The organism is Agromyces sp. NPDC058104 (assembly GCF_042884835.1).
Taxonomy (GTDB): domain Bacteria; phylum Actinomycetota; class Actinomycetes; order Actinomycetales; family Microbacteriaceae; genus Agromyces.
The window spans coordinates 419,064-443,840 of sequence record NZ_JBHVTD010000003.1 but is presented as its reverse complement, the minus strand read 5'-3'; the positions used below and the strand labels follow the sequence as shown (position 1 = coordinate 443,840).

Below are 24,777 nucleotides of genomic sequence, written 5' to 3'. Positions count from 1 at the left end.
CCACGACAGGGTAGGGCATCGCGGCCGGCGGCGGCGCGGGGCATCCGGCTGCATTGGCGCGCCCGGAGCGCAGCGACTACACTCGATCGACTGAACTTTCTCTGGCCGACTCCGGCCGAGCCTCTTCGCAACTGAATGGATCGTATTCGCATGGCAAGCACCGCTGACATCAAGAACGGCGTCGTCCTCTCGATCGACGGCCAGCTCTGGAGCGTCATCGAGTTCCAGCACGTCAAGCCCGGCAAGGGCGGTGCGTTCGTGCGCACCAAGCTGAAGAACGTCGTCAGCGGCAAGACCGTCGACCGCACCTACAACGCCGGCGCGAAGATCGAGATCGAGAACGTCGACCGCCGCGACTTCACCTACCTGTACAACGACGGCGACGGCTTCGTCTTCATGGACGCGACCGACTACGACCAGATCACCGTCTCGTCGACCGTCGTCGGCGACGCCGCGAACTTCATGCTCGAGAACCAGGCCGTCACCATCGCCCTGAACAACGGCAACCCGCTGTACATCGACCTGCCGGCCTCGGTCGTGCTCGAGATCACGTACACCGAGCCCGGCCTCCAGGGCGACCGCTCGACCGGCGGCACCAAGCCCGCCACCGTCGAGACCGGCTACGAGATCCAGGTGCCGCTCTTCCTCGAGACGGGCACCAAGGTCAAGGTCGACACCCGCACGGGCGACTACCTCGGCCGCGTGAACGACTAGTGAGCGCCCGTACCAAGGCGCGCAAGCGCGCGCTCGACATGCTGTACTCGGCCGACATGCGCCAGGTGCCCGTCGAGCAGATGCTGGTCGTCGAGGCGCAGAAGGCGGCGAACGAGCCCGAGCGCGCCGCGTCGTGGCTGTACGCGCGCGAGATCGTCGACGGCATCGTCGACCACCGCGCCGAGATCGACGAGCTCATCGAGACGAACTCCCGCGGGTGGACGCTCGAACGGATGCCCGCGGTCGACCGCGCCCTGCTGCGCATCGGCGTGTGGGAGATCGTCTACAACGACGAGGTGCCCGATCCCGTCGCGATCTCCGAGGCCGTGGAGGCGGCGACCGTGCTGTCGACCGACGACTCCGCCGGCTTCGTGAACGGCCTGCTCGCGGCGATCTCGCACGCGAAGGCCTGACCGGCTCGACCACGTCCGACGCGGCCGACCCTGCTCACGCGGGGTCGGCCGCGTTCGTCATGAGCGCGGTCGTGAGCTCGACGACCTCGCGCGGGCCGTCGTGGTCGCGCAGGAGCCGCGCGAGCCGCCGGGCGTTCGCCGTGTAGGCGGGGTCGGCGGCGATCGTGCGGTACGCGCGCAGCACGGCCCGCGGCGACGGCCGGCCGGTGCGGAGATCGATGCCGGCACCCGACCGTCCGACCCGCGCGGCCGCCTCGGGCTTGTCGGCGTCGCCGCCCGCGACGATGAGCGGCACGCCCGCGGACAGCGCCGCGAGGATGCCGCCCCAGCCGCCGTTCGTGATCATGACGTCGACGTGCGGCAGCAGCTCGGCGTGCGGCACGAACCCCGCGATGCGCGCGTTGGGCGGAGCGGGGAACGGGAAGCCGGGTGCGTCGGCCCGGCCCGTCGTCGCGACGAGCAGCACCTCCTGCCTTCCGAGCGCGCCGAATGACGGGGCGACGAGATCGCGGGGCGCGAGGTGCTGCGTGCCCTGGGTGACGTGCACCACCGGCCGCTCGTGGGCGAGCAGCTCGGGCCACCACTCTGGGAGCGCTCGCGTGGGGCGCGTCGGCGAGGCATCCGGCGGTGGCGCCGAGAGCGCGCCCACGTATCGGACGCGCCCGCTGTCGGGGCGCGGCACGTCGAGCTCGGCGATGCCGCTGGCGCAGACGAGTTCGGGGGAGTAGCACGCTTCGTCGAAGGTGCGGCCGTCGGGCGGGAGTCCCGCGAGGGCGCGCTCCGACTCGTGCGCCCGCTGGAGCCGGCGCGTCAGCACGCGCAGCACGCCGATCAGCAGGCGGTCGCGAGCGCGCCCGAGCACGCCGCGGGCCGGCGGGATGCCGAACCCGGGCGGCGGGGTCCCCGGGTCGAGGAGCGTGAGCGGGGTGAGGCACACGGTGACCCAGGGCGTCGCCGTGCGATCCGCGGCGAACGCCGCGCCGAGGCTCGTCGACTCGGCGACGAGCACATCCCAGGGACGCGCCTCGTACGCGGCGAGGAGATCGCGGCACTGGGCGGCGCCGGTGCGGATGAACAGCTGCTCGATGTTGCGCATCAACTGGGCGAGGCCCGTGCCCGAGCCGAGCTCGGGGAAGGTCGCCGCGAGCTCGTGCTCGTCGAAGTCGGGGGCCTCCCGCCAGCGCACGACCTCGGCGCCGGCGGCCTCGAACGCCGCGGCATGGGCGGCGCCCGTGTAGACGCGCACGCGGTGGCCGGCGGCCGCGAAGGCCCCCGCCACGACCGCCATCGGCGCCACGTGACCGTGGAACGGCGTCACCGCGAGCATCACCTCGGCCATGCCGTCATTGCACCACGGGGCGCCTCGGCGGCGCGCCCCGCACTCGGGGGGTCCGGCGGTGGTGTCCCTGAGGGGGCGTTCGGGGGAGGCCACGAGCAGGATTCAGCGGTCGCCATGGCGACCACGGGACGCCGCGCCGATGTGATGGATGTGCTGCCGCATCCGGCTGCCACTCCCTCATCACTCCGTCAGAAAGGCATCACCATGTCCAGCACCGCACTCGGCACCGGACGCGTCTCGACCGCGACGGGTCTCGACTCCGTCCTCGAACGTGCCAACGCCGCGCAGGCCGTCGTCCAGCGCTTCCTCGCCCGCATCGCCGTCCCGGCGCTCCGCGTCTCGCTCGGCCTCGTCTTCCTCGTGTTCGGCGCGCTGAAGTTCCTCCCCGGGGCGAGCCCCGTCGAGGACCTCGTCATGCGCACCTGGAACTCGCTCTCGTTCGGCCTCGTCGACGGCTACGCGGCGATGGCGCTCACCGCCTCGCTCGAGGTCTTCGTCGGGCTCGCCTTCGTCACGGGCTTCCTGCTGCGCATCGGCCTCCTGGCCCTCGCCGGCACCTTCGTCGGCATCTTCTCGCCGCTCGTGTTCTTCACCGGCGAGCTCTTCACGAGCGCAGGTCCCACGCTGACCGCGCAGTACATCCTCAAGGACGTCGTGCTCGTCGCCGCCGCGATGGTCATCGCGGCCAAGGCGCTCACCCGCCCGATCGGCCGTCGCTGAGACCGGCGGATGCCCCGGGCCCGGCGTCGTTCGAACGCCGGGCCCGGGGCATCCGTCGTGTCAGGCGACCTCGTCGGCCCGCCGGCCCCATGCCGCGAAGGCCGCGGCCACGAGGCCGAGCCCGACGAGGCTGCCGTGCGGCCAGTAGCCGAGCACGACCGTCGCGACGACGATCACGGGCAGGGTGGCGGTGAGCAGCAGGCGCTCCCAGAGCGGCACGCGGCCGCGCGGCGCGACCGCGGCGACGATCAGCGCCCACACGCCGATGAGGAGGAGCGCGAACGCCTCGGCGCCCCAGAGGGCGTGCAGCGGGGCGTCGATCGGGTGGTTGGCGTAGGAGAGCACCGTGATCGGGGCGCTCGCGAGCACGATCCAACCGAGCACCCGGCCGCTCCAGCCGAGCTGCGCGAACGACGGGCCGGTCGCGAACCAGATCAGCACGAACGACAGCGCGGCGGCCGAACCGAACACCAGGTAGTCGTCGCGGAGGCCGGCGGCGTGCAACCCGCCGCGCAGGCCGTCGTACACGGGGGAGCCGTCGAGGGTCCTGAGCCAGGCGGGGGAGCCCGCGCCCGACCAGACCGCCTGCTGCGGCGGCAGCAGGAAGAACGCCCACGCGGCGGCGGCGAACGCCGAGACGACGGCCCAGGGCCGGGAGGGGATCGTGCGCATGCACGAACCGTACCCGCGAGAAGGGCCGGTGCGCGACGCGCGGGAGGCGACCTCCCGTGATGCGGGCGCCCCGCCGGGTCCGGGGCCGCTGGTAGACTCGTCCGAGTTGGCAACCTTTAAGGCCGTCCTGTGAGGCGGAGAAGGGAGTCGGTCCATGGCACGTGCTGTGCTCAATCAGGCTGACATCCAGCGGGCGTTGACCCGCATCTCGCACGAGATCCTCGAGTCCAATCGCGGATCGGACGATCTCGTCCTCCTCGGCATCCCGACGCGCGGCGTGATCCTCGCCCGCCGGATCGCCGAGACCATCGCCCGCATCGAGCCCGATGCGCCCGCCGCGCTCGCGGGGGCGCTCGACGTCACGATGTACCGCGACGACCTCGCGCACACCCGAATGCGCACGCCGTCGCCGACCGAGCTGCCGGCTGGCGGCATCGACGGCAAGACCGTCGTGCTCGTCGACGACGTCCTGTACTCGGGTCGCACCATCCGCGCCGCGTTCGACGCGCTCGCCGACCTCGGTCGAGCCCGCGCCGTGCGCCTCGCGGTGCTCGTCGACCGCGGCCACCGGGAGTTCCCGATCCGGGCCGACTTCGTCGGCAAGAACCTCCCGAGCTCGACGCGCGAACGCATCAACGTGCGGCTCGAGGAGATCGACGACGACGACGCCGTCTCCATCGAGGACGCCCCGTCCGAGGGAGGCGCACGATGAAGCACCTCCTCGGCACCCGCGAGCTGGGCCGCGACGCGGCCGTCGCGCTGCTCGACATCGCGGAGGACATGGCCGCCGTGCAGGAGCGCGAGGTCAAGAAGCTCCCGACGCTCCGCGGCAAGACCGTCGTGAACCTCTTCTTCGAGGACTCGACCCGGACCCGCATCTCGTTCGAGGCCGCCGCGAAGCGCCTGAGCGCCGACGTCATCAACTTCAGCGCGAAGGGTTCGAGCGTCTCGAAGGGCGAGAGCCTGAAGGACACGGCCCAGACCCTGCAGGCGATGGGCGCCGACGGCGTCGTCATCCGGCACCACGCCTCCGGCGCTCCGCTCACGCTCGCGACGAGCGGCTGGATCGACGCGGGCGTCGTCAACGCGGGCGACGGCACGCACGAGCACCCCACCCAGGCCCTGCTCGATGCCTTCACGATCCGTCGGCGACTGCACGGGGCGTCCTCGCGGGGGCGGGGTCTCGACGGGGCGCGCGTCGTCATCGTCGGCGACATCCTGCACTCCCGCGTGGCCAGGTCGAACGTGTGGCTGCTCTCGACCCTCGGCGCCGAGGTCGAGCTCGTGGCACCGCCGACCCTCGTCCCGGTCGCGACCGGCGCCTGGCCCGCCGCGGTCGGCTACGACCTCGACGCGGCGCTCGCCGGCGGCCCCGACGTCGTCATGATGCTCCGCATCCAGGCGGAGCGCATGCACGCGGCCTTCTTCCCGAACAGCCGCGAGTACGCCCGCACCTGGGGCCTCGACGACGCCAGGTTCGACCGCCTGCCCCCGACTACGATGGTCATGCACCCCGGGCCCATGAACCGCGGGCTCGAGATCTCGGCCCGTGCGGCGGATTCGCCGCGGTCCACGGTGCGAGAACAGGTCGCGAACGGAGTATCAGTGAGAATGGCCGCCCTCTACATGCTGCTGTCGGGCGAACGGGGTGAGAGCTGATGTCGATGCGTCACCTCATCACCGGTGCGACCCTCCCGAGCGGCGAGCGCGCCGACATCCTCATCGACGGCGGCGTCATCGCCGAGGTCGGCAGCATCCCGGGCGCCGCGGGCGCCACGGTGCACGACGCCGACGGCCTCATCGCGCTGCCCGGCCTCGTCGACCTGCACACCCACCTCCGCGAGCCCGGCTACGAGCAGAGCGAGACGGTGCTGACCGGCACGCAGGCCGCGGCCGCGGGCGGATTCACCGCGGTCTTCGCGATGGCGAACACCTTCCCCGTGGCCGACACCGCCGGCGTCGTCGAGCAGGAGGCGAGCCTCGGCAGCTCCGCCGGCTTCGCCACCGTGCAGCCGATCGGCGCGGTCACCGTGGGCCTCAAGGGCGCCGAGCTCGCCGAGCTCGGCGCGATGGCGCGCTCGCGCGCGAACGTGCGGGTCTTCAGCGACGACGGCTTCTGCGTCTCGGACCCGCTGCTCATGCGCCGCGCGCTCGAGTACGTGAAGGCCTTCGACGGCGTCATCGCCCAGCACGCCCAGGAGCCGCGGCTCACCGAGGGCGCGCAGATGAACGAGGGCGCGCTCTCGGGCGAGCTCGGCCTCGCCGGATGGCCCGCGGTCGCCGAGGAGTCGATCATCGCGCGCGACGTGCTGCTCGCCGAGCACGTCGGCAGCCGGCTGCACGTGTGCCACGTCTCGACGGCGGGCTCCGTCGAGGTGATCCGCTGGGCGAAGGCCCGCGGCATCGACGTCACCGCCGAGGTCACCCCGCACCACCTGCTGCTCACCGAAGACCTGATCAGGGGCTACGACCCGCGGTTCAAGGTCAACCCGCCGCTGCGCCGCACGGAGGACACGCTCGCGCTGCGCGCGGCGCTCGCCGACGGCACCATCGACATCGTCGCCACCGACCACGCACCGCACCCGGTCGAGGCGAAGGAGAGCGAGTGGGATGCCGCGGCGAACGGCATGGTGGGCCTCGAGTCGGCGCTCTCCGTGGTGCATGCCGCCGTCGTCGAGAACGGCCTGCTCGACTGGAACGACGTCGCACGGGTGCTCTCGCAGGCGCCCGCGAGGATCGGCCGACTGCGGGGTCAGGGCGAGTCCGTCGCCGTCGGCGCGGCGCCCGAGCTGACGCTCTACGACCCGAACGCCTCCGCGGTGTTCGACCTCGATCGGCTCGCCGGACGCAGCACCAACTCGCCCTACCTCGGCCGCACCCTGCCCGGGCGGGTCGTCGCGACCTTCCACGCGGGCTACGCCACGGCGCTCGACGGGCGCGTGCGCCCCGCCGAGGAGATCGCCGAGCTCGCGGCCGTCGCGAACGGGGGTGCGCATGGATAAGTGGATCGGCGCACTCGTCGCGGTCGCCGTGCTCGCGGTGATCGCCTGGCTCATGGTGCGTTCGTGGCGCCGGCGCGCGGCGCGCGACTCGGTGCTGTCGGCCTACCCGGTGCCCGCCGTGCGCGGCGAGGCCGAGCTCGAGGCCGAGGTGCTCTACGTCGCGACCACGCCGGCCGGTGAGCCGCTCGAACGGCTCGCCGTCCAGGGCCTCGCGTTCCGAGGCGCCGGGCGCGTCGAGGTGATGCCCGAGGGCGTCGCCCTCCGCATCGCCGGCGAGCCGGTGAGCTTCATCCCAGCCGACCGGGTCGTCGGAGCCGCGACCGCGAGCTACGCGATCGACCGCGGCGTCGAGCCCGAGGGGCTCATCGCCCTCAGCTGGATCGCCGCGACGGACGATGAGACCGAGGGCGTCGAGCCCCGGGTCGACAGCTACCTCCGAGCCCGGTATCCGGGCGACCAGGCCCGAATCCTCCGGGCCATCGAAGACATCGCCGCGGCGCCCGCCGCACCGCGGCCGGAACAACACGAGAGCGAGGCCTCGGATGACTGAGACCACCAACGCGGGCGAGCCGACCGGCACGCCCGAGACCGCCGAGGCGACCGCCGCGACGACGACCGCCTTCGGGCGCACGGGAGAGCCCGCCGTGCTCGTGCTGGAGGACGGCACGCGCTACGAGGGGCGCGCCTACGGCGCCCGCGGTCGCACGGTCGGCGAGGCCGTCTTCGCGACCGGCATGACCGGCTACCAGGAGACCCTCACCGACCCGTCGTACGCCGGCCAGATCGTCATGATGACGGCGCCGCACATCGGCAACACGGGCATGAACGACGCCGACGAGGAGTCGAACCGCATCTGGGTGGCCGGCTTCATCGTGCGCGACCCCTCCCGCGTGGTCTCGAACTTCCGCGCCCAGCGCAGCCTCGACGACGACCTCGTCGCCTCGGGCGTCGTCGGCATCTCGGGCATCGACACCCGTGCCCTCACCCGCCACCTCCGCTCTGCGGGCTCCATGCGGGCCGGCATCTTCTCGGGCGACGACGCCGCACTGAGCGCGGGCGAGCAGCTCGCCGTCGTGCAGTCGGGCGCGCAGATGGCCGGGCAGAACCTCTCGGGCGCCGTCTCGACGGTCGAGCCCTACTCGCTGCCCGCGACGGGTGAGCGGGTCGGCTCCGTCGCCGTGCTCGACCTCGGGGTGAAGACCTCGACGCTGAACTACCTCGCCGAGCGCGGCTTCGACGTGCACGTGCTCCCGCAGACGACGACCGCCGAGGAGGTGCTCGCGCTGCATCCCGACGCGCTGTTCTTCTCGAACGGACCGGGCGACCCCGCGGCATCCGACCAGCACGTCGAGATCCTCCGCACGGCGCTCCGCGCCGGCGTGCCGTACTTCGGCATCTGCTTCGGCAACCAGCTGCTCGGTCGCGCCCTCGGCTTCGGCACCTACAAGCTGCCGTTCGGCCACCGCGGCATCAACCAGCCGGTGCTCGACCGCGCGACCGGCCGCGTCGAGATCACCGCGCACAACCACGGCTTCGCGGTCGACGCGCCGACCGACCGGGTCAGCGAGTCGAGCGAGGGCTTCGGCCGCGTCGAGGTCAGCCACGTCGGCCTCAACGACAACGTCGTCGAGGGACTGAACTGCCTCGACATCCCCGCGTTCAGCGTGCAGTACCACCCCGAGTCGGCGGCCGGCCCGCACGACGCCAACTACCTCTTCGACCGGTTCCGCGACATGGTCATCGCGACGAAGTCCACCCCGACCCAGGAGGCCGGCAACTAATGCCCAAGCGCGACGACATCAACTCCGTCCTCGTCATCGGCTCAGGGCCGATCGTCATCGGCCAGGCGGCCGAGTTCGACTACTCGGGCACCCAGGCCTGCCGGGTGCTCCGCGCCGAGGGCGTTCGCGTCATCCTCGTGAACCCGAACCCGGCCACGATCATGACCGACCCCGACTTCGCGGACGCGACCTACATCGAGCCGATCACGCCCGAGATCATCGAGAAGATCATCGAGAAGGAGCGCCCCGACGCGGTGCTGCCGACCCTCGGCGGGCAGACGGCGCTCAACGCGGCGATCGCACTCGAGGAGGCGGGCATCCTCGCCAAGCACGGCGTCGAGCTCATCGGCGCGAAGGTCGACGCGATCCGCAAGGGCGAGGACCGCCAGCTCTTCAAGGAGCTGGTCGTCGAGTGCGGCGCCGATGTCGCCCGCTCGCACATCGCCCACACGATGGACGAGGTGCTCGCCGCGGCCGAGGACCTCGGCTACCCGCTCGTGGTGCGCCCCTCGTTCACGATGGGCGGCCTGGGCTCGGGCTTCGCCTACGACGAGGCCGAGCTCCGCCGCATCGCCGGCGCAGGCCTCCACGACTCGCCGACCACCGAGGTCCTCCTCGAGGAGTCCATCCTCGGCTGGAAGGAGTACGAGCTCGAGCTCATGCGCGACACCCACGACAACACCGTGGTCGTGTGCTCGATCGAGAACGTCGACCCGGTCGGCGTGCACACCGGCGACTCGATCACCGTCGCGCCGGCGCTCACCCTGACCGACCGCGAGTTCCAGAAGCTCCGCGACATCGGCATCGACATCATCCGCGCGGTCGGCGTCGACACCGGCGGCTGCAACATCCAGTTCGCGATCGACCCGGCCGACGGCCGCATCATCGTCATCGAGATGAACCCGCGCGTCTCCCGTTCGAGCGCGCTCGCCTCGAAGGCGACGGGCTTCCCGATCGCGAAGATCGCCGCCAAGCTCGCGATCGGCTACCGCCTCGACGAGATCCCGAACGACATCACGCGGGTGACCCCGGCGAGCTTCGAGCCGACGCTCGACTACGTCGTCGTCAAGGTGCCCCGCTTCGCGTTCGAGAAGTTCCCCGCCGCCGACCCGACCCTCACGACGACCATGAAGTCGGTCGGCGAGGCCATGGCGATCGGCCGCAACTACGCGACCGCGCTGCAGAAGGCGCTGCGTTCGCTCGAGAAGCGGGGCTCGTCGTTCCACTGGGGCGAGGAGTCGCGCTCGGTCGAGGAGCTCCTCGAGCAGGCGAAGGTGCCGACCGACGGCCGCATCGTGCTCGTGCAGCAGGCGCTCCGCAAGGGCGCGACGATCGAGCAGGCCTTCGAGTCGACGAAGATCGACCCCTGGTTCCTCGACCAGATCGTGCTGATCAACGAGGTCGCCTCGCACGTCGCCGCCGCCGAGGCGCTCGACCACGACACCCTGCTGCTCGCCAAGGACCACGGCTTCTCCGACGCGCAGATCGCCGAGCTCCGCGGCTTCGGGAGCGAGGCCGACGCCCGCGAGGTGCGTCACATCCTCGGCATCCGCCCGGTGTACAAGACCGTCGACACCTGCGCGGGGGAGTTCCCCGCCCTCACGCCGTACCACTACTCGAGCTACGACCACGAGACCGAGGTCGCCCCGAGCGACCGCCGCAAGGTCGTCATCCTCGGCTCGGGCCCGAACCGCATCGGCCAGGGCGTCGAGTTCGACTACTCGTGCGTGCACGCGTCGTTCGCACTCTCGGCCGCCGGGTTCGAGACGATCATGATCAACTGCAACCCCGAGACGGTCTCGACCGACTACGACACGAGCGACCGCCTCTACTTCGAGCCGCTCACCCTCGAGGACGTCCTCGAGGTGATCCACGCCGAGTCCCAGTCGGGCGAGCTCGTGGGCGTCGTGGTGCAGCTCGGCGGGCAGACCGCCCTCGGGCTCGCCAAGGGCCTCGAAGCGGCGGGCGTGCCGATCCTCGGCACCACGCCCGAGGCGATCGACCTCGCCGAGGAGCGCGGCCTCTTCGCCGGCATCCTCGAGAACGCGGGGCTGCTCGCGCCGCGCAACGGCACCGCGATCGACCTCGCCGGCGCCGTGCAGGTCGCCGAGGGCATCGGGTACCCGGTGCTCGTGCGCCCCAGCTACGTGCTCGGCGGCCGCGGCATGGAGATCATCTACGACACCACCTCGCTCGCCGACTACTTCGCGCGTATCGAGGGCCAGGGCATCGTCGGCCCGAGCCACCCGCTGCTCGTCGACCGCTTCCTCGACGACGCGATCGAGATCGACGTCGACGCCCTCTACGACGGCACCGACCTCTACATCGGCGGTGTCATGGAGCACATCGAGGAGGCCGGCGTCCACTCGGGCGACTCGAGCTGCACCCTCCCGCCCGTGACGCTCGGCCGCGCCGAGGTCGACCGCGTGCGCGAGGCGACGCGCGCCATCGCCGAGGGCATCGGCGTCCGCGGCCTCCTCAACGTGCAGTTCGCGATCGGGGCCGGCGTGCTCTACGTGCTCGAGGCGAACCCGCGCGCCAGCCGCACGGTGCCGTTCGTCTCGAAGGCGCTCGGCATCCCGCTCGCGAAGGCCGCCAGCCGCATCATGGTGGGCGCGACCGTCGCCGAGCTCATCGCCGAGGGTCTGCTTCCCGCCGCCGACGGCTCGCGCGTGCCGCTCGACGCGCCCGTCGCGGTGAAGGAGGCCGTGCTGCCGTTCCACCGCTTCCGCACCCGCGAGGGCATCATGGTCGACTCCGTGCTCGGCCCCGAGATGCGCTCGACCGGCGAGGTCATGGGCATCGACCGCGACTTCCCGCGGGCGTTCGCGAAGAGCCAGCTCGCCGCGTACGGCGGCATGCCCGAGACCGGCACGGTCTTCGTCTCGGTCTCCGACCGCGACAAGCGCGCGATCATCCTCCCTGTGCTGCGCCTGCAGCAGCTCGGCTACGAGATCACGGCGACCGAGGGCACCGCCGAGGTGCTGCGCCGCAACGGCATCGGCGCCCGCGAGGTGACGAAGTTCAGCGAGAAGCCGAACGACGACGCCACCTCGGTGGTCGAGCTCATCAACCGCGGCGAGGTCGACATCGTGGTGAACACCCCGAGCGGCCGCTCGGCGCGCGCCGACGGCTACGAGATCCGCGCCGCCGCGGTCGCCGCCGACATCCCGCTCTTCACGACGATCGCCGAGCTGTCGGCCGCCGTCGCGTCGCTCGACGTGAACGGCGACGGCTTCGAGGTCACGAGCCTGCAGGACTACCAGGCCAAGCGGGAGGTGTCGGCGTGAGCGACGAACCCCTGCCGTTCGGCGAACGGCTCGAGGCCGTCTTCGCCGCGTACGGCCGGCTCTGCGTCGGGATCGACCCGCACGCGTCGCTGCTCGCCTCGTGGGGCTACGACGACTCCGCCGCCGGCGTGCGCGAGTTCGGGCTGCGCACCGTCGACGCGGCGGCCGGCCGCGCCGGCATCGTCAAGCCGCAGGTGGCGTTCTTCGAGCGGCACGGGGCCGCCGGCTATGCGGCGCTCGAGCGCGTGCTCGCCGAGGCCCGCGACGCCGGCCTCCTCGTGATCGCCGACGCGAAGCGCGGCGACATCGGCTCGAGCGTCGACGCCTACGGAGAGGCGTGGCTCCGGCCCGGCTCCTCCCTCGAGGCCGACGCCATGACGATCAGCGCCTACCAAGGGCTTGGCTCCGTCGAGCAGGTCATGGTGGCGGCCGAGCGCGCGGGCAAGGGGCTCTTCGTGCTCGCGGCGACCTCGAACCCCGAGGCCGCCGCCGTGCAGCGCGCCGTCCTGCAGCAGTCGAGCCGCGCAGGCTCGACCGTCGCGGGTGCGATCACTGCGGGCGTCGTCGCGTGGAACCAGGGTCGGGCGGATGCCTCCGCGCGCTCCCTCGGCTCCGTCGGCGTCGTCATCGGCGCGACGGTCGACCTTCGCGCAGCAGGCCTCGACCGCGACGGCGAGCCGCCCCGCCCGGGCCTGCCGGTGCTCGCGCCGGGCTTCGGCCACCAGGGCGGCGAGCTTCGCGAGCTCCGGTCGATCTACGGCGCGTACAGCTCGGGCGTCATCGTGAGCGAGTCGCGGTCGCTGCTCGCCGCAGGACCCGACGGCCTCGCCGATGCCGTCGCCCGTCGCGTCGACGAGGTCGGGAGCGTCGATGTCTGAGTCCCGGCCCGCCGCATCGACCCCGCCCGACGTCGACCGCGTCGCCGCGTCGCGTGCCGCCGTCGCCGCGCGGCGCGCCCGAGCGAGCGTGAAGGCCGAGGTGGCCTCGGGCCGTCGCAGCCCGCTCGACGTGCTGCGCGTCGCGTTCGAGGAGCCCGAGGGCGTCGAGGGTCGCCTGCGCGTCACCGAGTTCCTCACCTCGATCCCCGCCATCGGCGCGACGAAGTCGACCCGCATCATGCAGGAGCTCGAGATCTCGACCTCGAAGCGCCTCGGCGGCCTCGGCCGTCTGCAGCGCCGGCGCCTCCGCGAGTTCCTCGCCGAATGGGTCGCCGCGCACGGCGGCACGGGCGACCGGCTCGTCGTGCTCGCCGGTCCGACGGCCGTCGGCAAGGGCACGGTCGCGAACCACATCCGCCAGCACCACCCCGACGTGAAGCTCTCGGTCTCGGCGACGACGCGGGCACCGCGACCCGGCGAGGTCGAGGGCGAGAGCTACTTCTTCGTCGACGACGCCGAGTTCGACCGGATGATCGAGGCGGGCGAGCTGCTCGAGTGGGCGACCGTCCACAACGCCTCCCGCTACGGCACCCCGCGCGGCCCCGTCGAGGACGCGATCGCCGCGGGCCAGAGCGTGCTGCTCGAGATCGACATCCAGGGCGCCCGCTCGGTGCGCCGTGCGATGCCCGACGCGACGCTGGTCTTCCTGCTCCCGCCCACGTGGGACGAACTGGTCCGCCGGCTCGTCGGGCGGGGCACCGAGACGGCCGCCGAGCAGCAGCGCCGGCTCGAGACCGCCAAGGTCGAACTGGCCGCGGTCGACGAGTTCGACCACCAGGTCGTGAACCACGAAGTCGGCGAGGCCGCCCAGAAGGTCGTAGACTTGATGAGACCTCGCAAGGGTCGTCGTTGAGCCGTCGCGGTTCGGGCACCCTCGCCACGAGCTTTCGCGCGCTCGGCGCGCACCACGAAACAAGGAGTCCTTCCATGGCTGAGAAGCTGTCCGGCATCATCGACCCGCCCATCGACGACCTGCTCTCGAAGGTCGACTCGAAGTACCAGCTGGTCATCTTCGCCTCGAAGCGCGCCCGCCAGATCAACGACTACTACGCCGACCTGCACGAGGGCAGCCTGTTCGACAACGTCGGCCCGCTCGTCGACTCGTCGATCGACGACAAGCCGCTGTCGGTGGCCATGCACGAGATCAACGAGGACAAGCTCCGGCTCCGCCCGCTGGGCGAGTGACCCCGGGGGCCGCGTGACCCTCAACATCGTCGTCGGCATCACCGGCGGCATCGCGGCGTACAAGGCCGTCGGCGTCGTCCGAGCCCTCGTCCTCGCCGGCCACGACGTGCACGTCATCCCCACCGAGGGGGCGCTGCGCTTCGTCGGCAGGCCGACCCTCGAGGCGATCTCGCGCAACCCGGTGCACACCGAGCTGTACGAGGGCGTCGCCGAGGTGCGCCACGTCGCGATGGGCCAGGCCGCCGACCTCATCGTCATCGCCCCGGCGACGGCGAACACGATCGCGAAGCTCGCGGCAGGCCTCGCCGACGACCTGCTCGGCAACAGCGTGCTCGCGAGCGAGGCGCCCGTCGTCATCGCCCCCGCGATGCACACCGAGATGTGGCGGCACCCGGCGACGCAGGCGAACATCGCGACGCTCGAGGGCCGCGGCGTCACCGTCGTCGGCCCCGCCGTCGGCCAGCTGACGGGCGCCGACAGCGGCCCTGGTCGCATGGAGGAGCCCGACGTCATCGTCGAGGCCGCACTCGCGGTCGCGGCATCCGCCGAGACGGCCGGCCGCGACCTCGCGGGTCGCCGCATCGTCGTGACCGCCGGCGGCACGCGCGAGCCGCTCGACCCCGTGCGCTTCCTCGGCAACCGCTCCAGCGGCAAGCAGGGCGTCGCGATCGCCGAGGCCGCCCATGCCCGCGGCGCCGAGGTCACCCTCGTCGCCGCGAACCTCGAGATCGCCGATCCCGCGGGCTGCGACCTCCGTCGCGTGTCGAGCGCGCTCGAGCTGCAGGCCGCCGTCACCGAGGCCGCTCGCGGCGCCGACGCGGTCGTCATGGCCGCAGCCGTCGCCGACTACCGGCCCGCGAACGTCAGCGAGCAGAAGATCAAGAAGGACGGCTCCGGCGACGGGATGACGATCGAGCTCGTCCGCAACCCCGACATCCTCGCCGGTCTCGGGCACGCGCCCCACGACGGCACCCTGCTCGTCGGCTTCGCCGCAGAGACCGAGCCCGACGACGGGCGCCTGCTCGAGCTCGGGCGGGCCAAGCGCCGCGCCAAGGGCGCCGATGTGCTCGTCGTGAACCGGGTCGGCTGGAACGAGGGCTTCGCGAGCGACGAGAACTCCGTCGTCATCCTCGGCGGCGACGACGAGATCGTCACACGGCTTCACGGAACGAAACGGTCGGTGGCCGGTGCCATCCTCGACGTGGTTGTCTCGAAGCTCGCGCACACCGCAGAAGACCGCACCACGAAAGAAGCCGACCCCGTATGAGCGCCCTCCGCCTCTTCACCTCCGAGTCCGTGACCGAAGGCCACCCCGACAAGATCTGCGACCAGATCTCGGACTCGATCCTCGACGCGCTGCTCGCCGTCGACCCGAACAGCCGGGTGGCGGTCGAGACCCTCGTGACGACGGGACTCGTGCACGTCGCCGGCGAGGTCACGACCTCGGGCTACGTCGAGATCCCGGCGATCGTCCGCGAGCGCGTCACCTCGATCGGCTACGACTCCTCCGACGTGTGGTTCGACGGCCGCTCGTGCGGCGTCTCGGTGTCGATCGGCGGCCAGTCGCCCGACATCGCCCAGGGCGTCGACCACGCGTTCGAGGCGCGCGAGCGCGCGAGCGACGACGAGCTCGACCGCCAGGGCGCGGGCGACCAGGGCATCATGTTCGGCTACGCCACGCGCGAGACGCCCGCGCTCATGCCCGTGCCGATCTGGCTCGCGCACCGCCTCGCCGAGCGCCTCGCGCACGTGCGCAAGGCCGGCGAGCTCGACTACCTGCGCCCCGACGGCAAGACCCAGGTCACCGTCGGCTACGACGGGCAGACGCCGAAGACGATCGAGACGGTCGTGCTCTCGACGCAGCACTCGCCAGCGGTCTCGAACGAGCAGCTCCGCGCCGAGGTCGAAGAGCTCGTCATCCGCCCGGTGCTCGACACGGTCGAGCTCGCGCGCCCCGAGCTGTCGGTGCTCATCAACCCGACCGGTCGCTTCGAGATCGGCGGCCCCCAGGGCGACGCGGGCCTCACGGGCCGCAAGATCATCATCGACACCTACGGCGGGGCGAGCCGTCACGGCGGCGGGGCGTTCAGCGGCAAGGACCCGTCGAAGGTCGACCGCTCGGCCGCGTACGCGATGCGCTGGGTCGCGAAGAACGCCGTCGCGGCCGGCCTCGCCGACCGGCTCGAGCTGCAGGTCGCCTATGCCATCGGCAAGGCCTCACCGGTCGGGCTCTACGTCGAGACGTTCGGCACCGGCACGCTGCCCGACGAGCAGATCATCGGCGCGATCCGCGAGGTGTTCGACCTCCGCCCCGCGGCGATCATCCGCGACCTCGACCTGCTCCGCCCGATCTACGCGCAGACCGCCGCCTACGGCCACTTCGGACGCGAGCTCCCCGACTTCACCTGGGAGCGCCTCGACCGCGTCGCCGAGCTCCGCTCCGCCGCCGGGCTCTGAGGTGACGGCCGGCCCGGTCGCCAGGGTGCTCGTCGACTCGCCGCTGCCGCAACTCGACCAGCTCTTCGACTACCGCGTGCCCGACCGGCTCGTCGACGAGGCGAGGCCGGGCGTCCGAGTGCGGGTCCCGCTGCGCTCGGGCGGGCGCATCGCCGACGGCTGGCTCGTCGAGCTCGCCGAGTCGAGCGAGTACGAGGGCCGTCTCGCCGAGCTCGACCTCGTCGTCTCGGAGGTGCCCCTGCTCACGCCCGAGGTGTGGGCGCTCGCACGCGCAGTCGCCGACCGGGCCGCGGGCAACGCGAGCGACGTGCTGCGGCTCGCGATCCCGAGCCGCTACGTGCGCGTCGAACGGGCCTGGCGGGGGGCCGAGCCCGACCCGGGCGAGCTGCCGCCGGCCACCGCCGTCACGGGCTACGAGGCCGGCGTCGTCGAGGCCGGCATCGCGGGCGGCGAACGGATGGCCCTCGCCGCCGACCCGCGTCCGGTGAGGCTGCCGTCGGGGGAGTGGGTCGGCGCTTGGGCGGTCACCCTCGCCGAGGCGGCCGCGGCGACGCTCGCCGCCGACCGCTCGAGCCTCCTCGTCGTGCCCGACTACCGAGACCAGGAGCAGCTGCAGGCGGCCCTCGCCGAGATCGTGGACCCCCGCCGGGTGCTGCGCACCGATGCGCGGCAGACGGGCGGCGCACGATTCCGGGCGTTCCTCGACGCCCACGGCGACCACGCCCGCATCATCGTCGGCAACCGGTCGACCGTCTACGCGCCGGCGGCGAGGCTCGGCCTCATCGCGCTGTGGGACGACGGCGACGCACTCATGAACGAGCCGCTGAGCCCCGGCGTGCACCCGCGCGACGTCGCGCTGATCCGCCAGGAGCAGTCGGGCGCCGCCCTCCTCCTCCTCGGGCACACCCGCAGCGTCGAGGTCGAGCGACTCGTCGAGATCGGCTGGGTGCGATCGGTCGCGGCGCACCGTCATACGCGTCCGCGCGTCATCCCGACCGAGCAGCAGGCGACGCCCGAGCCGGGCTCGGCGCGCATCCCGTCGGCAGCATGGCGCCAGGCGCAGGAGGCGGTCCGGGCCGGCCCGGTCCTCGTGCAGGTGGCCCGCCCCGGGCACACGCCGATGCTCTCGTGCGATCGCTGCCGCGAACCCGCCCGCTGCGCCGCCTGCGGCGGTGTGCTCGCGGTGCCGCGCGCCGGCGGCGCGCCTCGCTGCACGCTCTGCGGCACGAGTGCCGCGAGTTGGCAGTGCCCCGTGTGCGAGTCGACGAAGCTGCGCGCCGTGACGGTCGGCGCGAGCCGCACCGCCGAAGAGCTCGGCCGGGCGTTCCCGCGGGCACGGGTGATCCTCTCCGACGGCGAGCGCCCGGTGCTGCGGGTCGGCGCCGAGCCGGCGCTCGTCGTCGCGACCCGCGGTGCGGAGCCCGTCGCGGAGGGCGGCTACCGGGCGGTGCTGCTCCTCGACGGCGAGCGGATGCTGCTGCGCGAGTCCCTGCGCGTCGCCGAGGACTGCCTCCGGTGGTGGTCGAATGCCGCGGCGCTGGCCGCACCGGGTGCGCCGGTGTTCCTCGTCGGCGTGGCGGGCGCGCTCGCGCAGGCGCTCGCAGGTTGGCGGCAGCTCGAGTGGGCGGGCACCGAGCTTGCGGCCCGCCGCGCGCTGCGGTTCCCTCCCGCGGTGCGCGTCGCGAGCGTCACGGCGCCGCACGCGGGGGTCGAACGCGCCATCGACGCGGCGACGGCGGTGGCGCCCGGGGTCGACGTGCTCGGGCCGACGCCCGCCGACGACGAGCTCGAGCGGGCGATCGTGCGGTTCGACTACGGCGCGGGCGCCGCGGTGGCGCGCGCGTTGCGGGCGGAGATGATCCGGGTCGCCACCGAACGGCGGCGTCCGGTCGCCGGGCGGCGACCGCAGCGTCCGCGCGTGCTGCGCGTGCGCTTCGACGACCCCGAGGTGCCGTAGGCCTGGAGGCGTCTCCTTCCTGAGGAGGGAATCCGTCCTCCTCGCGACGGGGAGTCCGCGCGGAGCCTCGATCGGAGCGTCCGACCTCGTTAGCGTGACGACATGACCCGCGACCGACTCATGAGCCTGCTCCTGCAACTCGCCTTCCCCGCCGGCGGCATCGTGTACTTCGTGCTGTGGTGCATCGCCGAGGCGGGGCGTGGTCAGTCGCCAGCGATGATGCCGCCGCCCGAGTGGGCGGTGTTCGCCGGGTTCGGCACGGCGATCGGGCTCGCAGGGCGATTTCCACGAGCCGCCTCGTTGATCGCGGTGACGACGCTCGCGATGATGACGTTCGTGCCGGTGATGCGCCTCGAGGGTTCCGTCTGGGCGGCGCTGCTGGCGGTCCCGATCGTGGGCGTGGCCGTCGCTTCGGCGCATCGCCGCCGCATCTGGGCCGCCGCCTATGCCGTGGTCGTCGTCGTGCTCGTCGACATCTGGCTGGTGCTCGCCGGAATGCAGGAGGGGTTCCTCATCCCGGCCGCCGATTTCTGGGCGGCGGCGCTGTACACCCTGCTGAATCCTTTCGCGATCGCGACTGCCCTCGTGATGGCGGCGGCGTGGGCGATCGGGTGGGCGCTCGGGACGGTGCGAACCCGGTACGCCGAGCGCCTCGCGGCCGCCCGGCAGGCGGCCGAACTGCGCGAGGCAGAGCTCGAACTCGCCGCCGCACTCGAGCACGAGCGCTTCGCACGGGAGATCCACGACGTGGTCGCGCACTCGCTCGCGGGGATCGTCGCGCAGGCCGACGGCGCCCGCTACGCGGGAGACGAGCGGGGAGCGGCGAACGATGCGCTCGACGCGATCGCCGAACGCGGACGAGGAGCGCTCGTCGAGGTGCGACGGCTGCTCGACGGGCTCGACGACGCGGGGGAGTTCGAGAGCCCGGGCATCGACCGGCTCGACGAACTCGTCGCCGGCGCTCGTTCGGCCGGGCTCGACGTAGAAGTCGAGGAGCGTGGCGAGGCGTTCGAACTCGCATCCCCGCAGTCGCGCGCGCTGTACCGGATCATCCAGGAGAGTCTGACGAATGCCGTCCGGCACGGCGGCCGCACCGCGTCGACGACGGTGGTGCTCGACCGTCGCCGCGACGGCACAGGCTTCGAGATCGTGTCGCCGCGACGGGCCGAGCGCGACGGGGGTGTGCAGGGGCGCGGCACCGTCGGCATGCGCGAACGGGCGAGGCTCGCGGGCGGATGGCTCGGCGTCGACGCCGATGACGAACGAGGCTTCGTCGTCGCCGGGTTCCTGCCCGCCGTGCGTGCCGGAGGGGCGTCGGAGGGCGGCCACGCGTCGCCCGAGGCCGACGCGGCGACGAGCAGCGAGGCCGAGGCGTGAACGTGCGGGTGGCGATCGCCGACGACGAACGGCTCTTCTGCTCGGGCATCGGCATGCTCGTCGGCTCGCAATCCGATCTCGAGTTCGTCGGTGCCGTGCATCGGGGCGACGAGGTGCGCGGCCTCGTCGACGACGCACGGCCCGACGTGCTGCTGATGGACGTGCGCATGCCCGGGCTGGACGGCGTCTCGGCGACTGAGGCACTCCTCGGCGAGGGTGTCGACCGACCGCGGGTCATCGTGCTGACGACGCACCGTGGGGAGATCGCGGTGCAGCGGGCGTTGCGCGCCGGCGCACGCGGGTTCCTCATGAAGGATGGGACACCCGAGTTGCTGCTCGCGGCGATTCGCACGGTGCACGACGGCGGCACGGTAGTCGCTCCGGCCGAGCCGGGCAGCCTCGTGCGCGACATTCCCGATCGCCCGCGCGACGACGCTTCGATCGCGGCACTTTCGCGGCGGGAACGGGACGTCTACCTGCTCGCGGCGCGGGGGCGTTCGAATGCCGAAATCGCGGCGGAAGCGTTCATCTCCGAGACCACCGTGAAGAGCCACGTTTCGTCGGTGCTCGCCAAGCTCGGCCTCGCTTCACGCCTGCAGATCGTGGCGCACGCGTGGGAGCACGGACTGCTCGGCTGACCCGTATCCGGGAGAATGGGCGGGTGAACTCCCTACGCCTCGTCTTCGCCGGAACGCCCGCTCCCGCCGTCCCGAGCCTCGAACGGCTCGTCCGCGACGGACGGCACGAGGTGGTCGGCGTCGTGACGCGCCCCGATGCGCCGCTCGGGCGCAAGCGGGTGATGACGCCGTCGCCGGTCGCCGCCGCGGCGAAGGCGCACGGGCTGCCGGTCGTCAAGGCGGCCCGACTGGGCGACGAGGCCACGGCGGGGATCGAGGCGCTCCGCCCTGACCTCGGCGTGATCGTCGCGTACGGCGGGCTCGTGCGCGAACCGCTGCTCTCACTGCCGCGACTCGGCTGGATCAACCTGCATTTCTCGGTGCTGCCGGCCTGGCGTGGTGCCGCGCCCGTGCAGCACGCGATCATCGCGGACGACGCCGAGCTTGGGTCATCCGTGTTCCAGCTCGTGCCCGAGCTCGACGCCGGCGACGTCTTCGCGGCGCGCAGCTGGCCGAACGACGGAGGGCTGACGGCGGGCGCCGCCCTCGAGCTCCTCGCGGAGCGCGGCGCCGGGCTCCTCGCCGAGGTGGTCGACGGCCTCGCGGACGGCACGGCCCATGCGGAGCCGCAGTCGGGCGAGCCGAGTCTCGCGCCGAAGCTGACGATCGACGACGGCCGGCTGGACTGGCGCCTCGACGCGCGTGCGGTGCTCGCGCGGTACCGCGGCACCACCCCGGAGCCGGGTGCGTGGACGACCGTCGGCGGCGAGCGGCTGAAGGTGCTCGAGGCGCGCGCCGTCGAGGATGCGGACCAGGCCGAGCCGCTCGCTCCCGGCGAACTCCGCCCCGAGCGTCGTCGCGTGCTCGTCGGCACCGCCGACGCGCCGATCGAGCTCGTCCGCGTGCAGCCCGCTGGCAAGGGCGCGATGGCCGCCGCGGACTGGGGCCGCGGCCTCGGCGAGCTCGTCCGCACGCTCGGCTAGCCGCCCCGCGTACAGTTGACGGGTGCAGCAGCAACGCCCCGCCCGACGCCCCGACCGCGACCGCGACGCCCGTCGACCCCGCCAGGTGCGCGTGTCGCCGCCCCGGATCGTCGCCTACGAGGTGCTCGAGGCGGTGCGCACCGACGAGGCGTACGCGAACCTCCTGCTGCCCAAGCGCATCGAGCGGTCGAAGCTCGGCGAGGCCGACGCGGCGCTCGCGACCGAGCTGACCTACGGCACGCTGCGCATGCAGGGCTTCTACGACGCGGTCATCGAACTGGCCGCAGGGCGCCCCGCCGACCGCATCGATCCGCCGGTGCTCGACATCCTCCGGCTCGGCGTGCACCAGCTGCTCTCCACCCGGGTGCCGACGCACGCCGCGGTCAACGAGCAGGTCGTGCTCGCGAAGCGCATCGCCCCCGCCGCGAGCGGGTTCGTGAACGGCGTGCTCCGCACGGTCTCCAGGTCGAGCCTCGAGTCGTGGCGCGAGGAGCTCGCCGCCGAGCTGCCGAACGACGACGCCCGGCTCGCGGTGCTCGCCTCGCACCCCGAGTGGGTCGTCCGGGCGTTCCGCTCGGCACTCGTCAAGGAGGGGCGCGCCGAGGAGCTCGAGGCGCTCCTCGACGCCGACAACGTCGCACCGCGCGTGAACCTCGCGGTGCTGCCCGGGCTCGGCGACGAGTCGCCCGAGGAGCTCGGCGAGCCGAATCGCTTCTCGCCCATCGGGGCCACCGCGCCGAACCCGATCGCGCTCGTCGCCGCGCACGAGGGTCGCGTCCGCGTGCAGGACGAGGGATCCCAGCTCGCTGCGCTCGCGCTGTCGCGCGCCTCGGCCGTCGTGCCCGGCGAGCGGTGGCTCGACCTCTGCGCCGGCCCGGGCGGCAAGACCGCGGTGCTGGCCGCCGAGGCGCTCGCGAACGACGCGACCCTCGTGGCGAACGAACTCGTCCCCGCCCGCGCCGAGCTCGTGCGCCGGGCGATCGCCGGTGTCCCGCTCGAGGTGGAGGTCGCCGTCGGCGACGGTCGCGAGACGGATGCCTCGGCGCTGGGCTCGGCGGGCGGATTCGACCGCATCCTGCTCGACGCGCCGTGCACCGGGCTCGGTGCCCTCCGCAGGCGGCCGGAGGCGCGCTGGCGCAAGCAGCCCGCCGACGTGCCCGAGCTCACGCAGCTCCAGGGCGAGCTGTTCGACCAGGCGGTGCGGCTGCTCGCACCGGGCGGCGTGCTCGCGTACGTCACGTGCTCGCCGCACACGGCCGAGACGCACGGCACCCTCGCGGCAGCGCTCCGCCGCTGGGAGGGCGAGCTCGAGCAGCTCGACACGCGGGCCGTCGTGCAGTCGGTGGGGCGCGAACCGCTCGACCTCGCGGGCCCGCCCGAGACGGTGCAGCTCTGGCCGCACCGCCACGGCACCGATGCGATGTTCATCGCCCTCGTGCGTCGCACGGCCTGATCGCGGCAGGGAAGCCCCGCGGCATCCGCGCTCGATAGGCTTCGAGCCATGACGACGCGCATCAACCCGAGCATCCTCGCCGCCGACTTCGCGAACATCGAGCACGAGCTCGCCCGCATCGCGACGGCCGACCTCGTGCACGTCGACGTCATGGACAACCACTTCGTGCCGAACCTCACCTTCGGGCCGCAGATGGTCGAGCGCATCCGGGCGACGAGCCCGATCCCGCTCGACGTGCACCTCATGATCGACGACCCCGACCGCTGGGCGCCCGGATACGCCGAGCTCGGCGCCGAGAGTGTGACGTTCCATGTCGAAGCCGCCGCCGACCCCGTGGCGCTCGCCCGGCGGTTGCGCGAGATCGGCTCCCGCGCGGGCATCGCGCTGAAGCCGGGCACCGACGCCGAGCCGTTCCTCGAGGTGCTGCACGAGTTCGACCAGGTGCTCGTGATGACGGTCGAGCCGGGCTTCGGCGGGCAGTCGTTCATGCCCGAGACCATGCCGAAGCTGCGGCGCGTCGCCGACGCGGTGCGCTCGGCGGGGCTCGACGTGTGGCTGCAGGTCGACGGCGGGGTCACGGTCGACACGATCAGCATCGCGGCCGAGGCCGGCGCCGATACCTTCGTCGCCGGATCGGCCGTGTTCCGGGGCGTCCCCGAGCAGCAGATCGCGGCGCTGCGGGCGGCCGCGTCCGCGCACCCCCACGCGCACGGGTAGCCTAGAGAGCGTGAAGACCTTCGACGAACTCTTCGTCGAGCTGAGCGACAAGGCCCGCACCCGTCCTGAGGGTTCCGGCACCGTGCGCGAGCTCGACGCCGGCGTGCACGCCATCGGCAAGAAGATCGTCGAGGAGGCGGCCGAGGTCTGGATGGCCGCCGAGTACCAGAGCGACGCCGAGACCGCTGAAGAGATCTCGCAGCTGCTGTACCACCTGCAGGTGCTCATGCTCGCGAAGGGGCTCTCGCCGGCTGACGTGTACCGACATCTCTGATCACGCCCATGGCCGATCAGAACCGTCGACACGAAAGTACCGAAATGCTCAGAATCGCCGTGCCCAACAAGGGCTCGCTGTCCGAGACCGCCGCGCAGATGCTGTGGGAGGCCGGGTACACCGGTCGCCGCGACCCGCGCGACCTGCACACCGCCGACCCGCGCAACGGGGTCGAGTTCTTCTACCTCCGCCCCCGTGACATCGCCACCTACGTGGGCTCCGGCGCGCTCGATGTCGGCATCACGGGTCGCGACCTGCTGCTCGACTCCGGTTCCGAGGCCGCCGAGATCGCCCCGCTCGGCTTCGGCGACTCGACCTTCCGCTTCGCCGGGCCCGCCGAGGCGTTCTCCGAGCTCGCCGACCTCGAGGGCGTGCGCGTCGCGACGAGCTACCCGGGTCTCGTCGGCGCCTTCCTCGAGCGGCAGGGCGTCACCCCGGCGAAGCTCGTGAAGCTCGACGGCGCCGTCGAGTCGGCCGTGCGGCTCGGCGTCGCCGACGCCGTCGCCGACGTCGTGTCGACCGGTGCCACGCTGCGCGCGGCGGGGCTCGAGATCTTCGGCCCGGTCATCCTCGACTCGACCGCCGTGCTGATCGGCTCGGGCGTCGACAAGCCCGGCGCGGCGACCCTGCTGCGGCGCCTCCAGGGCGTGCTCGTCGCGCGCCAGTACGTGCTGCTCGACTACGACGTGCCCGTCGAGCACCTCGAGCGTGCGACCGCCGCGGCCCCCGGGTTCGAGTCGCCGACGGTCTCGCCGCTGCACGACCCCGAGTGGGTGGCCGTGCGGGTCATGATCCCGCGGGTCGACATGAACCACGTGATGGACGAGCTCTACGCGATCGGCGCACGGGCGATCCTCGTGTCCGCGATCCACGCCGCCCGGTTGTGAG

At 72.7% G+C, this 24,777-nt stretch carries 24 protein-coding genes; 22 read left to right on the top strand and 2 right to left on the bottom strand.

The features are described from left to right. The first annotated feature begins 150 nt into the window (after positions 1 to 150). Both efp and nusB read left to right on the top strand, forming a co-directional pair. Positions 151 to 714 (top strand): elongation factor P, encoded by a 564-nt coding sequence (gene efp / locus ACFVTH_RS15930; RefSeq protein ID WP_157424144.1) that lies wholly within the window; start codon positions 151 to 153, stop codon positions 712 to 714. Further along, entirely contained in the window at positions 714 to 1,127 is a 414-nt protein-coding gene (nusB, locus tag ACFVTH_RS15925; RefSeq protein ID WP_022887995.1) for a transcription antitermination factor NusB, read from the top strand. Before efp ends, nusB begins: the two co-directional genes overlap by 1 nt. Positions 1,128 to 1,161: 34 nt before the next feature. Here nusB and ACFVTH_RS15920 read toward each other — a convergent pair whose 3' ends face one another. Beyond that, a complete protein-coding gene (locus ACFVTH_RS15920; RefSeq protein ID WP_387092932.1) occupies positions 1,162 to 2,466 on the bottom strand; it encodes a nucleotide disphospho-sugar-binding domain-containing protein in 1,305 nt (434 codons plus the stop codon). A 204-nt stretch (positions 2,467 to 2,670) separates the two neighbouring features. On the opposite strand from ACFVTH_RS15920, the gene ACFVTH_RS15915 reads away from it, so the two are divergent. Then, positions 2,671 to 3,186, top strand: coding sequence for a DoxX family membrane protein (locus tag ACFVTH_RS15915; protein ID WP_387092929.1), 516 nt, complete (start codon positions 2,671 to 2,673; stop codon positions 3,184 to 3,186). A 60-nt stretch (positions 3,187 to 3,246) separates the two neighbouring features. On the opposite strand, the gene ACFVTH_RS15910 is transcribed toward ACFVTH_RS15915, so the two are convergent. Beyond that, entirely contained in the window at positions 3,247 to 3,858 is a 612-nt protein-coding gene (locus tag ACFVTH_RS15910; protein ID WP_387092926.1) for a hypothetical protein, read from the bottom strand. 154 nt (positions 3,859 to 4,012) lie between these two features. Here ACFVTH_RS15910 and pyrR point away from each other — a divergent pair, with 154 nt between their 5' ends. The 19 genes from pyrR (at position 4,013) to hisG (ending at position 24,776) form a co-directional block, all read left to right on the top strand. Next, positions 4,013 to 4,570 (top strand): bifunctional pyr operon transcriptional regulator/uracil phosphoribosyltransferase PyrR, encoded by a 558-nt coding sequence (pyrR, locus tag ACFVTH_RS15905; RefSeq protein ID WP_387092923.1) that lies wholly within the window; start codon positions 4,013 to 4,015, stop codon positions 4,568 to 4,570. Further along, positions 4,567 to 5,517: an aspartate carbamoyltransferase catalytic subunit gene (locus ACFVTH_RS15900; protein WP_387092920.1), complete on the top strand. Its 951-nt coding sequence runs from the start codon at positions 4,567 to 4,569 to the stop codon at positions 5,515 to 5,517. The genes pyrR and ACFVTH_RS15900 overlap by 4 nt, the downstream gene beginning before the upstream one ends. Beyond that, complete coding sequence (locus tag ACFVTH_RS15895) at positions 5,517 to 6,860, top strand: dihydroorotase (protein WP_387092917.1); 1,344 nt, start codon at positions 5,517 to 5,519, stop codon at positions 6,858 to 6,860. Before ACFVTH_RS15900 ends, ACFVTH_RS15895 begins: the two co-directional genes overlap by 1 nt. After that, positions 6,853 to 7,410, top strand: a complete 558-nt coding sequence (locus ACFVTH_RS15890) for a hypothetical protein (protein ID WP_387092914.1) — start codon at positions 6,853 to 6,855, stop codon at positions 7,408 to 7,410. Before ACFVTH_RS15895 ends, ACFVTH_RS15890 begins: the two co-directional genes overlap by 8 nt. A gap of 94 nt (positions 7,411 to 7,504) precedes the next feature. Next, a complete protein-coding gene (carA, locus tag ACFVTH_RS15885) occupies positions 7,505 to 8,641 on the top strand; it encodes a glutamine-hydrolyzing carbamoyl-phosphate synthase small subunit (RefSeq protein WP_387093658.1) in 1,137 nt (378 codons plus the stop codon). After that, entirely contained in the window at positions 8,641 to 11,931 is a 3,291-nt protein-coding gene (carB, locus tag ACFVTH_RS15880; RefSeq protein ID WP_387092911.1) for a carbamoyl-phosphate synthase large subunit, read from the top strand. The genes carA and carB overlap by 1 nt, the downstream gene beginning before the upstream one ends. Next, positions 11,928 to 12,809 carry an orotidine-5'-phosphate decarboxylase gene (pyrF, locus tag ACFVTH_RS15875; RefSeq protein ID WP_387092909.1) on the top strand — a complete coding sequence of 294 codons (882 nt, stop codon included), beginning with the start codon at positions 11,928 to 11,930 and terminating at the stop codon, positions 12,807 to 12,809. Before carB ends, pyrF begins: the two co-directional genes overlap by 4 nt. After that, on the top strand, positions 12,802 to 13,722 hold the full coding sequence (gene gmk, locus ACFVTH_RS15870) for a guanylate kinase (protein ID WP_387092906.1): 921 nt from the start codon (positions 12,802 to 12,804) through the stop codon (positions 13,720 to 13,722). The genes pyrF and gmk overlap by 8 nt, the downstream gene beginning before the upstream one ends. Positions 13,723 to 13,796: 74 nt before the next feature. Then, positions 13,797 to 14,054, top strand: coding sequence for a DNA-directed RNA polymerase subunit omega (gene rpoZ / locus ACFVTH_RS15865; protein ID WP_376945441.1), 258 nt, complete (start codon positions 13,797 to 13,799; stop codon positions 14,052 to 14,054). 13 nt (positions 14,055 to 14,067) lie between these two features. Then, a complete protein-coding gene (coaBC, locus tag ACFVTH_RS15860; RefSeq protein WP_387092903.1) occupies positions 14,068 to 15,321 on the top strand; it encodes a bifunctional phosphopantothenoylcysteine decarboxylase/phosphopantothenate--cysteine ligase CoaBC in 1,254 nt (417 codons plus the stop codon). Beyond that, positions 15,318 to 16,511, top strand: a complete 1,194-nt coding sequence (metK, locus tag ACFVTH_RS15855) for a methionine adenosyltransferase (protein ID WP_387092900.1) — start codon at positions 15,318 to 15,320, stop codon at positions 16,509 to 16,511. The genes coaBC and metK overlap by 4 nt, the downstream gene beginning before the upstream one ends. Position 16,512: 1 nt before the next feature. Next, positions 16,513 to 18,468 (top strand): primosomal protein N', encoded by a 1,956-nt coding sequence (locus tag ACFVTH_RS15850; protein WP_387092898.1) that lies wholly within the window; start codon positions 16,513 to 16,515, stop codon positions 18,466 to 18,468. A 102-nt stretch (positions 18,469 to 18,570) separates the two neighbouring features. Further along, positions 18,571 to 19,845 carry a sensor histidine kinase gene (locus ACFVTH_RS15845; protein ID WP_387092895.1) on the top strand — a complete coding sequence of 425 codons (1,275 nt, stop codon included), beginning with the start codon at positions 18,571 to 18,573 and terminating at the stop codon, positions 19,843 to 19,845. Between the two features lie 8 nt (positions 19,846 to 19,853). Further along, positions 19,854 to 20,483 carry a response regulator gene (locus ACFVTH_RS15840; protein ID WP_387092892.1) on the top strand — a complete coding sequence of 210 codons (630 nt, stop codon included), beginning with the start codon at positions 19,854 to 19,856 and terminating at the stop codon, positions 20,481 to 20,483. Positions 20,484 to 20,506: 23 nt separating this feature from the next. After that, positions 20,507 to 21,445: a methionyl-tRNA formyltransferase gene (gene fmt, locus ACFVTH_RS15835; protein WP_387092889.1), complete on the top strand. Its 939-nt coding sequence runs from the start codon at positions 20,507 to 20,509 to the stop codon at positions 21,443 to 21,445. Between the two features lie 91 nt (positions 21,446 to 21,536). After that, positions 21,537 to 22,898, top strand: a complete 1,362-nt coding sequence (locus tag ACFVTH_RS15830; RefSeq protein ID WP_387093655.1) for an RsmB/NOP family class I SAM-dependent RNA methyltransferase — start codon at positions 21,537 to 21,539, stop codon at positions 22,896 to 22,898. 48 nt (positions 22,899 to 22,946) lie between these two features. After that, complete coding sequence (rpe, locus tag ACFVTH_RS15825) at positions 22,947 to 23,615, top strand: ribulose-phosphate 3-epimerase (protein ID WP_387092887.1); 669 nt, start codon at positions 22,947 to 22,949, stop codon at positions 23,613 to 23,615. Positions 23,616 to 23,625: 10 nt separating this feature from the next. Continuing rightward, positions 23,626 to 23,889 carry a phosphoribosyl-ATP diphosphatase gene (locus ACFVTH_RS15820; RefSeq protein ID WP_157424159.1) on the top strand — a complete coding sequence of 88 codons (264 nt, stop codon included), beginning with the start codon at positions 23,626 to 23,628 and terminating at the stop codon, positions 23,887 to 23,889. Positions 23,890 to 23,933: 44 nt separating this feature from the next. Continuing rightward, complete coding sequence (gene hisG, locus ACFVTH_RS15815) at positions 23,934 to 24,776, top strand: ATP phosphoribosyltransferase (protein ID WP_387092884.1); 843 nt, start codon at positions 23,934 to 23,936, stop codon at positions 24,774 to 24,776. Position 24,777: the final 1 nt, after the last annotated feature.

What these genes read in the sequence shown, in the direction of transcription:
- efp (WP_157424144.1), top strand. Translation starts at nt 151, where the DNA reads ATGGCAAGCACCGCTGACATCAAGAACGGCGTCGTCCTCTCGATCGAC.
- ACFVTH_RS15920 (WP_387092932.1), bottom strand. Translation starts at nt 2,466, where the DNA reads ATGGCCGAGGTGATGCTCGCGGTGACGCCGTTCCACGGTCACGTGGCG.
- ACFVTH_RS15915 (WP_387092929.1), top strand. Translation starts at nt 2,671, where the DNA reads ATGTCCAGCACCGCACTCGGCACCGGACGCGTCTCGACCGCGACGGGT.
- ACFVTH_RS15910 (WP_387092926.1), bottom strand. Translation starts at nt 3,858, where the DNA reads ATGCGCACGATCCCCTCCCGGCCCTGGGCCGTCGTCTCGGCGTTCGCC.
- pyrR (WP_387092923.1), top strand. Translation starts at nt 4,013, where the DNA reads ATGGCACGTGCTGTGCTCAATCAGGCTGACATCCAGCGGGCGTTGACC.
- ACFVTH_RS15900 (WP_387092920.1), top strand. Translation starts at nt 4,567, where the DNA reads ATGAAGCACCTCCTCGGCACCCGCGAGCTGGGCCGCGACGCGGCCGTC.
- ACFVTH_RS15895 (WP_387092917.1), top strand. Translation starts at nt 5,517, where the DNA reads ATGTCGATGCGTCACCTCATCACCGGTGCGACCCTCCCGAGCGGCGAG.
- ACFVTH_RS15890 (WP_387092914.1), top strand. Translation starts at nt 6,853, where the DNA reads ATGGATAAGTGGATCGGCGCACTCGTCGCGGTCGCCGTGCTCGCGGTG.
- carB (WP_387092911.1), top strand. Translation starts at nt 8,641, where the DNA reads ATGCCCAAGCGCGACGACATCAACTCCGTCCTCGTCATCGGCTCAGGG.
- gmk (WP_387092906.1), top strand. Translation starts at nt 12,802, where the DNA reads ATGTCTGAGTCCCGGCCCGCCGCATCGACCCCGCCCGACGTCGACCGC.
- rpoZ (WP_376945441.1), top strand. Translation starts at nt 13,797, where the DNA reads ATGGCTGAGAAGCTGTCCGGCATCATCGACCCGCCCATCGACGACCTG.
- metK (WP_387092900.1), top strand. Translation starts at nt 15,318, where the DNA reads ATGAGCGCCCTCCGCCTCTTCACCTCCGAGTCCGTGACCGAAGGCCAC.
- ACFVTH_RS15845 (WP_387092895.1), top strand. Translation starts at nt 18,571, where the DNA reads ATGACCCGCGACCGACTCATGAGCCTGCTCCTGCAACTCGCCTTCCCC.
- rpe (WP_387092887.1), top strand. Translation starts at nt 22,947, where the DNA reads ATGACGACGCGCATCAACCCGAGCATCCTCGCCGCCGACTTCGCGAAC.
- hisG (WP_387092884.1), top strand. Translation starts at nt 23,934, where the DNA reads ATGCTCAGAATCGCCGTGCCCAACAAGGGCTCGCTGTCCGAGACCGCC.